14 protein-coding genes are annotated in these 14,657 nt (G+C 34.5%); 7 read left to right on the forward strand and 7 right to left on the reverse strand.

All coding sequences use genetic code 11. From position 1 onward, the window contains the following. Positions 1 to 105: 105 nt before the first annotated feature. The 4 genes from SPD48_RS07965 to SPD48_RS07980 form a co-directional block, all read right to left on the reverse strand. Positions 106 to 678 (reverse strand): nitroreductase family protein, encoded by a 573-nt coding sequence (locus SPD48_RS07965; protein WP_336257559.1) that lies wholly within the window; start codon positions 676 to 678, stop codon positions 106 to 108. After that, positions 662 to 1,222 (reverse strand): MFS transporter, encoded by a 561-nt coding sequence (locus SPD48_RS07970; protein WP_336257560.1) that lies wholly within the window; start codon positions 1,220 to 1,222, stop codon positions 662 to 664. The genes SPD48_RS07965 and SPD48_RS07970 overlap by 17 nt, the downstream gene beginning before the upstream one ends. Then, positions 1,219 to 2,658 (reverse strand): FAD-binding oxidoreductase, encoded by a 1,440-nt coding sequence (locus SPD48_RS07975; RefSeq protein ID WP_336257561.1) that lies wholly within the window; start codon positions 2,656 to 2,658, stop codon positions 1,219 to 1,221. The genes SPD48_RS07970 and SPD48_RS07975 overlap by 4 nt, the downstream gene beginning before the upstream one ends. 163 nt (positions 2,659 to 2,821) lie before the next feature. Then, entirely contained in the window at positions 2,822 to 4,252 is a 1,431-nt protein-coding gene (locus SPD48_RS07980) for a hypothetical protein (protein WP_336257562.1), read from the reverse strand. 144 nt (positions 4,253 to 4,396) lie between these two features. On the opposite strand from SPD48_RS07980, the gene pepF reads away from it, so the two are divergent. Then, on the forward strand, positions 4,397 to 6,193 hold the full coding sequence (pepF, locus tag SPD48_RS07985) for an oligoendopeptidase F (RefSeq protein ID WP_336257563.1): 1,797 nt from the start codon (positions 4,397 to 4,399) through the stop codon (positions 6,191 to 6,193). A gap of 81 nt (positions 6,194 to 6,274) precedes the next feature. Here pepF and SPD48_RS07990 read toward each other — a convergent pair whose 3' ends face one another. Continuing rightward, entirely contained in the window at positions 6,275 to 6,676 is a 402-nt protein-coding gene (locus SPD48_RS07990; protein ID WP_336257564.1) for a hypothetical protein, read from the reverse strand. Positions 6,677 to 6,820: 144 nt separating this feature from the next. On the opposite strand from SPD48_RS07990, the gene SPD48_RS07995 reads away from it, so the two are divergent. After that, positions 6,821 to 8,092 carry an NAD(P)/FAD-dependent oxidoreductase gene (locus SPD48_RS07995; protein ID WP_336257565.1) on the forward strand — a complete coding sequence of 424 codons (1,272 nt, stop codon included), beginning with the start codon at positions 6,821 to 6,823 and terminating at the stop codon, positions 8,090 to 8,092. Positions 8,093 to 8,139: 47 nt separating this feature from the next. Here the strand turns inward: SPD48_RS07995 and SPD48_RS08000 are convergent, their stop codons facing one another. Continuing rightward, a complete protein-coding gene (locus tag SPD48_RS08000) occupies positions 8,140 to 8,556 on the reverse strand; it encodes a DUF4870 domain-containing protein (protein WP_336257566.1) in 417 nt (138 codons plus the stop codon). Positions 8,557 to 8,833: 277 nt separating this feature from the next. Here SPD48_RS08000 and SPD48_RS08005 point away from each other — a divergent pair, with 277 nt between their 5' ends. The 4 genes from SPD48_RS08005 to SPD48_RS08020 all read left to right on the forward strand — a co-directional run bounded on the left by SPD48_RS08005 (position 8,834) and on the right by SPD48_RS08020 (position 13,733). Further along, on the forward strand, positions 8,834 to 10,807 hold the full coding sequence (locus tag SPD48_RS08005; RefSeq protein ID WP_336257567.1) for a hypothetical protein: 1,974 nt from the start codon (positions 8,834 to 8,836) through the stop codon (positions 10,805 to 10,807). A gap of 118 nt (positions 10,808 to 10,925) precedes the next feature. Continuing rightward, positions 10,926 to 11,561, forward strand: a complete 636-nt coding sequence (locus SPD48_RS08010; protein ID WP_336257568.1) for a DUF421 domain-containing protein — start codon at positions 10,926 to 10,928, stop codon at positions 11,559 to 11,561. Between the two features lie 292 nt (positions 11,562 to 11,853). Then, positions 11,854 to 13,050 (forward strand): MFS transporter, encoded by a 1,197-nt coding sequence (locus SPD48_RS08015; RefSeq protein WP_336257569.1) that lies wholly within the window; start codon positions 11,854 to 11,856, stop codon positions 13,048 to 13,050. A gap of 380 nt (positions 13,051 to 13,430) precedes the next feature. Continuing rightward, on the forward strand, positions 13,431 to 13,733 hold the full coding sequence (locus SPD48_RS08020) for a hypothetical protein (RefSeq protein ID WP_336257570.1): 303 nt from the start codon (positions 13,431 to 13,433) through the stop codon (positions 13,731 to 13,733). Here the strand turns inward: SPD48_RS08020 and SPD48_RS08025 are convergent. Then, on the reverse strand, positions 13,719 to 14,150 hold the full coding sequence (locus SPD48_RS08025; RefSeq protein WP_336257571.1) for a hypothetical protein: 432 nt from the start codon (positions 14,148 to 14,150) through the stop codon (positions 13,719 to 13,721). The two genes, SPD48_RS08020 and SPD48_RS08025, sit on opposite strands and share 15 nt — an antisense overlap. A gap of 223 nt (positions 14,151 to 14,373) precedes the next feature. Here SPD48_RS08025 and SPD48_RS08030 point away from each other — a divergent pair, with 223 nt between their 5' ends. Continuing rightward, positions 14,374 to 14,649 carry a translation initiation factor 2 gene (locus SPD48_RS08030; RefSeq protein WP_336257572.1) on the forward strand — a complete coding sequence of 92 codons (276 nt, stop codon included), beginning with the start codon at positions 14,374 to 14,376 and terminating at the stop codon, positions 14,647 to 14,649. Positions 14,650 to 14,657 lie beyond the last annotated feature (8 nt).

Genomic DNA, 14,657 nt, shown 5'->3' on the forward strand with positions numbered 1-14,657 from the left:
CTACACCTCCTCCTCTCTTGTTAAATTCTCCCTAATTAATTTTATGATACTATAAAAGCATGAAAAGCGGAAATGATTGTGAGAATCAACTTCTAATGCATTTATTTAATTCTTTATTATTTCCAGCATTTCTGCGATTGCAGTTCTTTTTTTAGGTTTCGGGATTTTTTCCGGATACCCGATTTGTAACACTGCTGCAATTTTTTCTCTATAATAATCGAGCCCTATGTCTCGTGCAAATTCGGGATCATGCATATAAGGCGTGATTGTCCATAACATACCTACTTTAAATTCCCATGCTGCTAATTGAGCATTTTGGATAAATGCACAGACTGCTGCATATTCCTCTTCAGAACGAACAGGATCTTCTTCAATTGGTAAATAGATTAACGCATGATGAGGAATTTGAAGTAAAAAATTTTCAATTGATCGAATGGATTTGATTGTTTTTTCATCTTCTGACGATTTTATCATACCGAGTCGTTGATAACTACGAATAATTGCTTCTACAAAAGGCTTCTTTCCTTCCTCTTGATATAATTTAATATTCCAAGGTTCTTTCATATAATGTGTCGGCGCCCATGAAGCATACGTAAAAATCTCTCGTAGAATGGTCTCTTCTACTTCCTTTTCCTTAAATAAATGAATAGAACGTCGCTCTTTAATTGTTTGTAACATCTTTTACCTTTCCCCCTCTCTTTGTCATTAACATCACCGAACTTACCATATAAATCAATGAACCTATGTAAAAAATACTTGCAATCGTTAAGAAATCTACAATGTATCCTGTAAGAATAATAGCAATGGCAGCAGCAACAGAAATTCTTATATGATACTTACCAATCTCTCCACCCGCTGTTTCCTTCTTCACCTGTCGAGCAAGAGCTGTCTTTTCAGTATTTTTTTGTACAGCGCTAAGAATTCCCATACATATTTGTAATCCATATATTTGCCATACTGTGGACACAAGTGGAAACAACAGTAAAAGGACTGCCATTGACCACGAATAAATTAAAAACAATATCCTGTCCCCTATTTTATCAGACAATTTTCCAATCATAGGGTAGCAAAAAGCTGCAGTTAAGGCGAAAATTCCGTAAGCCCATCCGAACTGGGCATAGTTATTTCCTACATTTTTTAATAAAAGAATGTAAAATGGAAATATCATACTACTTGCCATAACAATTGTGCTTTGATAATAAAGAAATGTTCTAAATGTCATTGACTATACTCCTTGTAAAACATATTGCTAAATCTTTCATTTGAATCGAAAATTTTCTTTTTAAGAAAAAAATCTTCTACTTGCGGGTACGCTGCATATAATTGTTCTTTTGTTGCATATGGATAATAAGGTAAATAGTATGTACCATCGTGAGCTAAAGTCAAATCAATCATTTTCCGAACAATTTGCCCCGTCTCTTCAATATCTTTTTTCGTGGTTCCTTGATTAATAAGTAAAACGAGTGAAAACATGTCATCCGTTGCATAGTTCATCACTACCTGATCATCTTTTCCAACATACCGTATTGTTATATTTAATAAATTAAAATCTTTTTCATCTTCAAGTAATCGTTTTAGTGAGTCAATATAGGGTTCAAAATTATCAATTGGCACAAAATATTCTTGAAGTATTTCCGTCTTAGAAACACTATTATATTCCATAAATTCAGAATCCGAACGCATCACATTATTTCTAGATTCCAATTTTTGATCTGTTTTTTCATTATATTGTTTTTGAATATCCCAAAAGATATTTTTTCCCCATTCACTATATCGAGCAAGTCCCAGAAAAAATTTAGGTATAGCAATAATTGGCTCCCCCTTTAATGTATTATATTGATCAAGATCAGCCTGATTTGGAGCAAGTGTATAATTAGTAATGTACATTTCGCTTAAAAACGTTTCCGGTGCGACAGAAATTCTTCCCACATGCATTTTTACTGATTCATTACCTAACACTTCGTTTTTAAAGTAGGTAGCATATTCCTGATAGTTTAATTGTTCATTATTATGAACGTATAGTTCATCCTCTGTTAATTGTAAAGTCACATCTACAATCACACCGAATAAGCCGTACCCACCAATTACATAAGGAAATAACTCTTCGTTTTCTGTACGGCTTACTTCAATCACTTCTCCTTCTGGTGTCAACAGACGTAAAGAAATAACCGTATCTGTTAGGGAACCGTTCCGTATATCTCTCCCATGTCCGATGACGCTTATAGAACCACCAACAGTGAATATATTTTGAGATTGTCCTACCTTCAAAGATAAACCATACGGATTTATATATTCTTGAATATCCTCCCACGTAGCTCCACTTTGAACCGTAATTAATTTCTTTTGTAGGTCAAATTTCAAGATTTTATTAAAGCTTTTCATATCAATCAATATTCCATTAGGATACATGGTATGACCACCTTGACTATGTTGCATACCAGCTATAGAAAGAGTATCTTCGTTAATATTCGCTTTCTTAATTATCATTTTTAGTTCCTGTTCTCCCTTTGCCGGATAAATACTTTTTACTGCAACAGGTAAAAGTTGACCTGAATCGCTTGCAGTCGGATGAGAGAGTTTTATATTATAAGTGAAGATAGATGCCGAGAATAATAGAATATAACTACACACAAATAATAATAGATATCTTTTTTTCAATTATCTTTCACCACATTTTATATATAAAATTGTTGATTTTTATTATAAAGGAAAGCGTAGCCATTCTCTATAGTTGATTAAAACTATTAACCATATTTTAACGTAGGAATTAAAAAAAGCCCGCAATTTATAGCGAGCTCCAAAAGCGGAGTGATTTTCCATGTTAAAAAAATAAAATGGCAACAAAGGTTGAAACAATCAAGCCAATCACGACTGGTAAAAAACATTTTCTGACTAGATCCATCACCGGAACTCTGGCAAATCCAGCCACTGCAACTAAGGAAGACCAAGCAATTAATGTTCCGCCACCAACCCAGATTGCTCCCATTTGCCCAATTGCAGCAAGGGTAGCCGGGTCAACTCCCATTGTCGTTCCAAGAGGACCTGCGAGGGCTCCTGTCAGTGGTAATCCAGAAAAACCGGATCCATCTAATCCAGTTATCATCCCAATAAGCAGCATTCCAAATGCCGCTAAAAATCCATTATTAGGAATTAAATGTTCACTAGCTAAAATTAATTCAAAAAGAAATGCAGGTGCATTTTCTGAAACACTGAGAATTTGAGATGCTGTCTCATCATTTCCTAAAAAGAAAAATCCAGCGATCGGCAATACAATTCCCATTGCTTTAAAAGCAAAAATTAAGCCTCCAATAATATGTTTACTTACTTGCTCCAATGAGTTTTTTATATTGCTTGTCATGGAAGCGGCAATTAACAATAGCATTGCAGCTCCCCCTATAAGTGCTGCCCCTTCTCCACCCTCCATTTCTATGGAACCACTTATTTTGGAATAGATCATAAAGCCAACTAGAAATAAGAATGAAATTGGAACTAAAAATGCGAAGAAATTTCCTTTTTTTGCATTACTTTTCGAAGTTTGTAGATTTTCCTCTTTCTCTACATTGCTTGAATCATTCGTGCTGTCTTTTTCCCAAGCATGTAAATGTGATTCAGCGGGAGATTGAATCAATTTACGAATAGTTATATATGCTAAAACAAGCGCTATTACACCAGTAATAACTGATAAAACTAATGCTCGATCCGCTACGACATTCACACTTAAATTAGAAGCACTTGCACTTAATGTTGGTGCAATCTGAATAATATAATCAGATGAAAGAGCCATTCCTTGACCTGCTAAAGCAATTGCAACTCCTGCACCTACTGAAGGTAACCCTGCTCTTATAGCTGCTGGAATAAGGATAGCACCTACTAATGGAACCGCTGGCGTCGGCCAGAAAAATAATGAAATTGCATACGTAATAACGGCTAATATAAGAAAAGATATATGACCATTTACCATTACCTTTTGAAATGGAACAATCATTTTTTGATCTGCCCCAAGTTCTTTCAATGAACGTAAAAGCGCAGTCATCACTGCGATAATTAGAAATATATCAAATAACGAACCTGCCGCAACGAGACTTGCACGGAAGGTCGATTGCAAAGCGATTCCAAATGATCCGGTGTAAGCTAAAGCAACAAAAAAAGTAACACTGATTGCTGGAACGACTACATTTTTCTTAAAGAGCATAGTAAGAATTATTAAGATAGTTCCGAATAAATAAATCCAATGAGCCAGTGTTAATACCATCTACTTTCACCCCTATCTTTTGATTAGTACACTTTATGAAGAAGCCTATAGTTGTGTGTGCATTTTTATAGACAGTTTAGTATTATTTTTGTTTCTATTCGTTTACACTGTTAATAAATAACAATTTATAGAAAGGGGATTTTCATGAGACAAGAGAGAAAAGAAGTACCAGTAGAACAAACATGGAACTTAGAAGATCTTTTTGAGTCACCTGAAAATTGGGAAAATGAACTCCAATCTATCCTGCAAGATGTTGACAAAATTGTTGCTTATAAAGGAAAGTTAGGAGAAAGTTCCGCTACACTTCTTGCCGCTTTAAAAGAACTTGAGACTTTCGAAGAACGTTTAATACAAGTAGGAACGTATGCATTCCTTCGAATCAGTGTTGATGGCGCAAATCCCGAAACCCAAGCAGGAGCAGCAAAAAATGCCGCTGCTATGGCAACCATTAATGCGAAATTATCTTTTTTTGAATCAGAATTATTAACTGTACCAGCTAGCACTATTGAACAGTATATTGAAAAAGAAAAAGAATTGCTGCCGTATAAAAAGAAGCTATCGGATATACTGGAAAAGAAGCCTTATACCCTTCACCCTGAGACGGAGGAAACATTAGCTGCATTAGGAGAAGTACACGAAGCCCCCTTTATGATTTACGAGCGTAGCAAAGCTTCTGATATGGAGTTTGATTCGATCACCGATAACCAGGGAAATGTTCTACCGATGTCTGAAGCACTATATGAAGATCGCTACGAAATATCAGCGGATACGACGTTAAGAAGAAATGCGTATGATTCATATGTCAGCACGTTGAATAAGTATAAAAACACGTTCGCGGCAACGTATGCAACCGAAGTAACGAAGCAGGTTAAAATGGCAGAAATAAGAGGCTTTGATTCTGTTATTGATATGTTGCTTCATCCCCAGCAAGTAACAAAAGTAATGTATGAAAACCAATTAAAGGTCATTCAGAAAGAGCTGGCTCCACATATGCACAAATATGCACAGCTGCTCAAAAAAGATTACGGACTAGATCGCGTCCGCTTCGCCGATCTAAAAGCTCCACTTGATCCGGAATTTAATCCCGAAACAACATACGAAGAAGCAAAAGAAATGATTTTAGAAGCACTGAAAGTTTTAGGCCCAGAATATAATGAGGCAATGAGAGGTGCTTTTGAAAATCGGTGGATTGATTATGCTGACAATGTCGGAAAGCAATCCGGAGCGTTTTGTGCAAGTCCTTATGGAGCTCACCCATACATTTTGCTCACATGGACAGATAAGATGCGCGGTGCATTCACATTAGCACATGAGCTTGGTCATGCCGGACATTTTTATTTAGCAAATAAATATCAAAACTTAGTAAACACAGATCCATCTACATACTTTGTTGAAGCGCCATCTACGATGAATGAGCTTTTACTTGCAGAGTATTTAATGCAAAAAACGGAAGATAAGCGAATGAAACGATGGGTCATCAATCAATTATTAGGCACATATTATCATAATTTTATTACACATTTGCTTGAAGCAGAATTCCAGAATCGCGTTTATTCTTTAGCGGAGTCCGGTGTCCCCCTCACAGCTGATGTACTTTGTGATCAAAAACAAGCGACGATTAAAAGTTTTTGGGGAGATGCTGCTGATATCGATGAAGGTGCCGGACTTTTGTGGATGAGACAACCACATTATTATATGGGTCTCTATCCATACACGTATTCAGCCGGACTTACCGTTTCTACGATTGTTTCTCAAAAGATTAAAGCAGAAGGTCAACCAATAGTCGAGCGTTGGCTTGAAGTATTAAAAGCAGGTGGTACATTACGTCCGCTCGATTTAATTAAAGAAGCTGGTGTCGATATGTCGAGACCAGACTCAATTAAAGAAGCAGTTGCCTATGTTGGCTCATTAATTGACGAACTGGAAAAAAGTTACGAGTAAATAAACACAACCAGACAAAAATAAAAGGAAAAATCGAAATATCCGAACTATAGATCTTTATTTTTTAATAGTTCGGATTTTTCATTTTAAACGAGAAAATTCATCTAGAGAAATAATCTTTTTCTTATACGAAATTACGTCATAATCTGAATATTTACCGGGGATTCGAATGGTCATCTGGATTAATTTATATGGCGGGTTATGTGGACCGTGAAAACCAACAACACGCAAACGAATATCATACGTATCATTTTTTACATTTCTTGTAATTTTCTCAATTCTTTCAGCTGTATATAATTGATTATCTCCATTGTTCTCCATAATTTCTAAAATTGTATTTCCCAAAGATCTTAAAAAGGCTAATTCCATTATTGTTGGAGGGTTTTGTACATCTATTTTCTCTTCCTGTTCCTCAGCAGCAACGATAATGAAAGAGAAATTCAATAACGAGATACAAAGAAAGATACTTATCACTCTGTTCATCTTCCGCTTCCTTCTTCTTTTTTCTTTATTTTTCCACGTAAAAAGAGAATTTTATTCAATGCTAAACAAATAAGTAAAAAAATATTATTTTGCATGATACGATGTTAATGGAAAAGTAGTAAACAAGGAAAGGCTGACTCACAGATGATATATGACGTAGTTGTAATTGGTGGAGGTCCATCCGGTCTGATGGCTGCCATATCAGCAGCAGAAAATGGAGCAAAAACATTACTGATCGAAAAAGGAAAAAAACTTGGTACAAAATTAGCTATTTCGGGTGGCGGACGTTGCAATGTGACAAATCGGCTACCTCAAGAAGAAGTAATTAAAAACATCCCCGGTAATGGAAAGTTTCTCTATAGTGCATTTTCCGTTTTCAATAATTATGATATTATTGACTATTTTGAAGGGATCGGCGTGTCACTTAAAGAGGAAGATCATGGTCGCATGTTTCCTGTCTCAAATTCCGCAAAATCGGTTGTAGACACACTCATCCGTAAACTTGATGAATTAAACGTAGAGATCAAACTTAATACCCCTGTAAACGCTATTCATTTTACAGAAGACGTACATGATGTCTTATTGAAAAACGGCACAAAAATTACGACTAAATCGGTTGTTATTGCAGTTGGTGGTAAATCGGTTCCTCATACGGGGTCAACTGGAGACGGGTATGCTTGGGCGAAAAAAGCGGGACATACAATTACCGAACTATATCCAACAGAAGTTGCCTTAACATCTGCGGAAAATTTTATCAAAAACAAATTATTACAAGGCTTATCTTTACGGGATGTGTCTTTATCCGTACTAAACCAAAAAGGAAAAACAATTATTACTCATCAAATGGATATGGTGTTTACACACTTTGGGATATCTGGACCAGCTGTATTAAGATGTTCACAATTTGTTGTAAAGGAACTAATGAAGGGACATTCCAAAGTGAAAATGTGTTTAGATATCTTACCAAGGATACCAAAAGAAAAACTAATCCAAAATATCTTGGTCATAAAAGATAAACAACCACGTAAATCCCTGAAAAACATCATTAAAGAAGAAACTGTAATACCAGAACGGTTTCTACAACTGATTTATCAAATAAATGGTATTGACGAAGAATTAAAAGCTGGTAACACATCTAAAGAAACGATCACCTTAATTGTTGAAAACATCAAAGGATTTACCTTCTATGTAAACGGCTCTTTACCAATTGAAAAAGCATTTGTTACAGGTGGTGGAGTATCTACGAAGGAAATAGTACCAAACACAATGGAATCTAAACAAACTAAAAGAGTCTTTTTTTGTGGTGAAATATTAGATATCCACGGTTATACAGGAGGATATAATATTACTGCTGCTCTTGTAACTGGAAGGTTAGCAGGCACCAATGCTGCCTATACCTCATTGGCGTTTGATTGAAATAAACAATAAGATTCCGGTTTTTTAGACCAGAATCTTATTTCATTTTATACATTATCTTTTGGATTTAACTTCGCTAAAAAGTCCTCCGATAAATCGCCAACGACTGGTAATTTATAATATTCTTTCTGATAAGATTTAACCATTAATACAACCCATAAAATAATACCTGCCAAGTATATAAGTCCGCTTAGGAACCATCCGAAAAACGGAATAAATCCTAAAATAAACTGTATTATCCAAAGTCCTAAAAATAGAACCGTCGACTGCATCGCATGGAAGCGTACAAATTTACTGCTTTGCTCGAGAAATAGAAAGATAATTCCTGTGATAAAAGCACCTAAATAACAAATAACTGCCGCAATATTTTCTTCTAATCCAGTAGTTGACTTCTTTCCGCCTTCATTATTTCTACTATCTATAATCTCAGTAGTCACTTCTTCTTCGTTGTTCTTTTCATCCATTATGTTTCACTCCTTATATAATTAATATCCATTCATTGGTGTACCAATCTGTTCTATAAGTCGAACAGTAAATAGTTCCTTTTTGAAAAGCTTACCAAAACCTGCTCTCATTTACTAGATAGATTAATAAAAATAGGATTTTATACCTATAAAATAAATGTTAATTTCACACGAATATAGTGATCAATTACTATCTTTATAAATCTTGTCGATATATTTTTTCTTATACTTTATACTGTCCTTTGTAGAATTATAATTTTTAATAGGAGGTAGAACATTGAAAAAAACATTACAAATCTTATGGAAAATCTTTCTTATAACCTTCATTATTTTTATCTCCTGTATCTTGCTTGTAGTTGGAGGTATTTGGGGGTATCAAAAATATAAACATCATCAGCAAGCTAAATTGCTAGAAGAACTTCCTAAAGATGAAACATTAACCTTTGAACACATGTTAGCAGATCATTTAGATACGAAGATCAGCGACGATAAAATGACCGTCGAAGAGAAGTTAGAGGCAGGGTTGAATCCTTATGTTCCAGACACATCTAATAACGGTATTTCAGATTGGGATGCAATCCATACGTATCAGACCGATCCAAAGAAATTTTCAACAGCCGATGATGGAATTAGTGATTATGCAAAAATACAAGAAGGACTCGATCCTACGAAACCTCTTGACCCAAAGACGATTGATGAATTTACAATTGAAAACGAGGAATTGGACATTGCACTACATACAAATGATTTGAATGCCAAATATCATACACATATAGAACCCTTCCATCATTCTGAACTAGATGAACTTTACAAACCTGTCCGCGAGCCGGTGCAAATCAAAGACTATAATGGAGAAGTTGAAATTTCAATTCCAGAAGATATTAATAAAGATGAGGTCAATGCTTATCAATTTAATTTTGAAAAAGAAAAATTTGAGAAAATAAAAAAACAGCGTGCAACAGATAATGCTATTTTTGTCCCTGTCGATTCTAATTATCCCGTTTACATAATTGAAAATGATACATTTAAACAGCTAAATACATACTATTATTTCAGATTATCGGGATTTGATTTTACACGTGAATTATTAGGATTCGATCATAAATTTTTCCTGTTTAGAGTGGGACTTTTCACGGATGAATTCTTCGAGGATGAAGTGATTGAGGATGCAGATTATGGAATCATTGAATTATCCCATGCAGAAGTAAGCAGATTTTATGCATTTTTTCTTGATAAAATGTATGCAGCTTTAGATTTAATTTTTAAGCCTGAGGGTTATGAGGAAGCTACGAAGTTTGCTCGGGCAATAATTGATTACGGAAAAGTCGAAGGGACACCAGAATTTGCAAAAAGATATGCCATGCCATGGCTCTATGAACACGAAGAAATTGAAACAGAAAACGAATGGTCAAATAAAGTAATTGATTCTGGTTTTCGATTAAAGGTTCATGCTTTTCCATTTGGAAATTTGAGAACAACAACTGCAGATGGAGGAGTTTGTGCAGGTTTTTCAAGAGTGACAGAACATATATTTAATGGAGAAGGAATTGAGGATTCATTCAAGTTCAAACCAGAACTATGGCGCACGATTGTCCTAAACTGGTTAAATGACCGGAATTTAGAAGCATTACAATATGATCTTTCTGATCAAAAAGATCACTTACCGTTCTTGCAATCTGGTGAACTATTTACCTATCGTTTTTCGGATGAAAAAATTTCCTATCTAGCGAAAGATAAGTTTGTAGATGCAGATCTCGTTATCAAACCTGGAGAAATTACCGAACCCGATCAATCAATTATTAAAATGCTTGAAACACAATGGATTTATTCCAATGAAGTAAAGCATAGCTCAGAACCAAATGACCCAACGAATATTAGCATCCTTGATCAAGTAGAGGAGTTACTTGCAAATGGTCAAATTATCTATGCTAGTATGAATAATGGGTCTGGTGGCCATACCGTATCCATTTATAAAATGGAATATGATAAATATGATCCCGACCTGATTCGCTTTTATGTGTACGATCCAAATCTTCCATATAAATATTTAACAAATGAATTTGGAGTCCAGGAAATATATATGGAAATTTACAAGAAAGAAAAAGACGTCCTGTTTGGGAATGGAAAAAAAGAATATTTTGAGTTTGATTATACACCGTTTAAATCACATCGTAAAAGCTATTCCTATTCGAATACAGCTGGATACGTACTGAATCTTTATCATAATGATACGCCAATACATGGAAAATAAACTGTACTTCTGCATGAGTTCTCTTCTTATGTAGAAGTTTTTTTATATATAAAAGTATAACTATTGCTTAAAAAGGGTAATTACAAGTTAATCAGTTTAATTATCAGGAGGCTCAGAAATGGAAAGTTCAATTACTATAAAGATTATTATTGGATTTATTACTCTACTAATCGTTGTACGTTTACTAGGAAAAAAAGAATTATCGCAATTAACTCCAATTGATCTTGTCTATTTACTAGTCTTAGGAGGACTTTTAGAGGAATCGATCTATGATGATAAAGTTCCATTTTGGGAAGTACTCTACACCGCATTTTTATGGGCAATTTTAGTCTTCTTATTTGACTTGTGCATACGTAAAGTTGATCTATTACGTCCATTATTAAAAGGCAGACCTTCAATAATTATACGGAACGGTGAATTGGATATAAACGAGTTAAAGAAAAATAAAATAGAGTCAGAACAACTGCGATCCATGTTACGTCAACAGGGAATATTTTCTCTCCATGATGTCAAATATGCTATTTTAGAACCTGGCGGACAAATAAGTGTTATGGAGTCTTCAAATAGTGATTCATTCTCATACTTACTTGTTGATGAAGGAAAAATTGAAAAGAATAGTTTATCTTTACTCAATATAGATGAAAAATGGGTGAAAGAGGAAATAAGAAAAGCGGGGTACTCTACTATTAAAAACATTTTTTATGCAGAATGGTCGAAACAGTATGGTCTTATTATTAAAGAATATAAAAAGTAAACGTTAAAGCTCAAAGGATTTAAAGAACCTTAAACAGTCAAACTAGATAAACGATCACAGGATTAGTAGTTTAACCTTTAATTATATAATCGTTCAAGCCCATCTTTTTTTATACAATTAGATTTACCCATGATAATTTTCCATTTTACATCTCGCCCGTCTATAGGCTCCCGAGCAGATAAATGTCGTTATCTTCCATTTTTAAGTATAATAGAGTTAAAGAATATGATAGAAAGAAGCGTGTTATAGAATTAGTTATCAAAAATCACTTGTTAAGCGAAATGTCGTCATTATGTGGTTTGCGAACTTTTTCATTGCTGGAAGCATGACAATGGTACTACCTTTTATCTCACTTTATATTGAGTCCCTTGGAAACTTTTCGCCAGCATATGTGAAAAGCTGGTCAGGTTGGATTTTTGCAGTTACATTTGTATCTGCTTTTATATTTTCGCCGATTTGGGGACGAATCGGGGATAAATATGGTAGAAAAAACATTTTAATTATGTCAGCTTCTGCTCTTGCGGTTTCTGTATTATTAATGGGGTTTGCCACAACGGTATGGCAGCTTTTTTTATTGCGATTAGTGACGGGTATATTTACCGGATTTATCCCAATGTCACAAGCTCTTATCTCAACCCAAACTCCTAAAGAAATGGCAGGGAAGGTACTAGGTACACTACAGACTGGAAGTGTTACCGGTACCTTAATGGGTCCTTTATTGGGTGGCATTTTAGCCGACACATTTGGCTATAGTGCAACGTTTAAATGGGTATCTGTCACTATTTTTATTTCTGCCTTTATTGTAAAATTCGGCATTAAGGAAATGAAAATGACCGTGACAAATATGGTAGAGAAAAAGATATATTCAAGTAAAGAAGTGATGATGCATATTATTCAGCATCCAGTATTGCTCATCGTTATGCTAACTTCAACATTAGTGCAAATAGCACATTTCAGTATACAGCCGATACTGTCTTTATATGTAGCTGAGATCCATGGACTTACTAGTATTGCCTTCTTTTCTGGGCTTGCTTTTTCAGCTGCAGGACTCGGTAATTTATTATTCGCAAGACGCTGGGGAATTTATGGTGATAAAATCGGCCATATTAAAATATTGATTGTTCTCTTATTTATGGCAGGTATCGTCTATTTTCCTGGAGCTTTTGTAACAAATATTTGGCAGCTTGTCCTATTGCGTTTCTTACTAGGTATAGCGATTGGTGGGATAGTCCCGACTCGAATTGCTTATATCCGTCAAGAAGCACCACTCTCCATGCAAGGAGAAGTACTTGGCTATAATACGAGCCTGCGATTTCTCGGTAATATAATCGGACCAGTACTCGGAGGTGTTCTTGCAGGTTATTTCGGTTTTTCATCTGTCTTTTTCGTAACGAGTGCACTTCTCGTTATAACTGGAGTGATTATGCTTGTTACGTGGAATAAATATGAAAAGTTAGATGGAGAATTACTTTTTTCACATAAAAGCTAAATGTCATGCAATGAGGCCCTATATTTATAAAGGGCTTTGTTTTATTTTTATTCACTTAATAAATTTCTAATACGATTATAATCCATTCATCCTGATCGTATTTATAATTAATACTTCATTTAAATGAAGTATTGAAAGGTATCGATCTAAAGTAGTCTGTCAGTAATTTCCTACGTCCTTCACTAAATCCTTACGCTCTACTATAAATGAGTTTACCCACGCTTTTCTTAGATCCTAGTATCCATTCTCACTAGTAATTTCATTCGAGTAAACCTTAAAGTTAAAAAAATTGAATTCTTTCACACATAATATGAATGGTTAATAAATAAAACAATTCCAGGAAATAATAATAATAATTAGCTACTGAAAGGATGATTTAGGTGGAATTCCCAGTAATTCATACAAATATTTGGGATGGTCTCATTGCCGTTCCTTTAATCGTTATATTAACACAATTATTTAAGTTTTTCCCTATACCTAGACAATACTTTCCAACAATAGCATCTATTTTCGGCTTTAGCATTTCCATTTTTTATGGTCATCCTCATAACTTGTGGGCAGGTATTTTCATGGGTGGTTTTTATAGTGCTGCAGCTGTCGGATTATATTCATCCTTAAAAACGAGTTGGATAGCTTTTAAAAACCGACGCAAGAGCAAAAAGAAGGCATTAAACATTAACTAATGTTTTCTTTCTGTAAAAGATAAAAAATACTCCTAAGATAAACCCATATAGTCCATGCCCAATCAACCATAAAATTATAGCTATAAAAGATGTTAATTCTGGTGTTCGATCTGATAATATGGTGATTGGATAAATCATTCCACCAATAAGCAGGTTTATGCCAGTAGTAAAATAGATAATTTGAATATTTCTCCATTTTTTTCTTTTTACTACAAAAAATACTACTGCTACTAGAATAATGGATACGAAGCAATGAAAAATAAATTCAATCAACTCTGGGAATACTCTTTCAGTTAAAAAGTCAATATTTAATAACAATGTATATAATTTTATACCGCTAGTCATTTCGATCCCTTTAAAGAACAATCCTAGAAACAATCCTGAGGCCACTCCAGAAAAAATAACCCAGCGAACCAATATTTATTCCTCCTTTTACACACCTGTTTTCCCATTATTTACTCTAAGACAAGATTCATTTTGATAATCTCCATAATACATTGATAAAGAAGGGTAAATATGAATTCAGTCAATCTTATAAAAATAATGATAAGCATTCATTCGTACATCCTGCTTCACCAAATACCATCTGCCCCCTACGAAAGTTACATATTTCATTATCTAATTAAAAGGAGTAATGAAAATGGATAGCAGGGAAAGTAAACAAGATGATTCAAATCAAGAAGTAAAAAATCTTGAAGTTTTAGCGGCTAAACTAGCCTTAATAGGTTCGGCATTATCTACATTTGGAGATGCATTGCAAACAGTATCGGCATCCATTGAGCTCCAGCTTTTACAAATGGCAAACGAGCAGCAAGATTCCAATAAACAAAACCAAGAATTAAAGCAAATGCAACTTGAAATTGATCAATTGCAGAAACAATTTAACCAGTTGAAATACCGCCAAAACAACAATTAAACAGTAAT

Origin of the sequence: Pseudogracilibacillus sp. SE30717A, from assembly GCF_037071985.1 — a bacterium.
GTDB lineage: Bacteria > Bacillota > Bacilli > Bacillales > Amphibacillaceae > Pseudogracilibacillus.

Coding starts and splice junctions, on each gene's coding strand:
- SPD48_RS08030 (WP_336257572.1), top strand. CDS start 14,374: ATGGATAGCAGGGAAAGTAAACAAGATGATTCAAATCAAGAAGTAAAA.
- SPD48_RS07995 (WP_336257565.1), top strand. CDS start 6,821: ATGATATATGACGTAGTTGTAATTGGTGGAGGTCCATCCGGTCTGATG.
- SPD48_RS07965 (WP_336257559.1), bottom strand. CDS start 678: ATGTTACAAACAATTAAAGAGCGACGTTCTATTCATTTATTTAAGGAA.
- SPD48_RS07970 (WP_336257560.1), bottom strand. CDS start 1,222: ATGACATTTAGAACATTTCTTTATTATCAAAGCACAATTGTTATGGCA.
- SPD48_RS08000 (WP_336257566.1), bottom strand. CDS start 8,556: ATGGATGAAAAGAACAACGAAGAAGAAGTGACTACTGAGATTATAGAT.
- pepF (WP_336257563.1), top strand. CDS start 4,397: ATGAGACAAGAGAGAAAAGAAGTACCAGTAGAACAAACATGGAACTTA.
- SPD48_RS08015 (WP_336257569.1), top strand. CDS start 11,854: ATGTGGTTTGCGAACTTTTTCATTGCTGGAAGCATGACAATGGTACTA.
- SPD48_RS07990 (WP_336257564.1), bottom strand. CDS start 6,676: ATGAACAGAGTGATAAGTATCTTTCTTTGTATCTCGTTATTGAATTTC.
- SPD48_RS08010 (WP_336257568.1), top strand. CDS start 10,926: ATGGAAAGTTCAATTACTATAAAGATTATTATTGGATTTATTACTCTA.
- SPD48_RS07980 (WP_336257562.1), bottom strand. CDS start 4,252: ATGGTATTAACACTGGCTCATTGGATTTATTTATTCGGAACTATCTTA.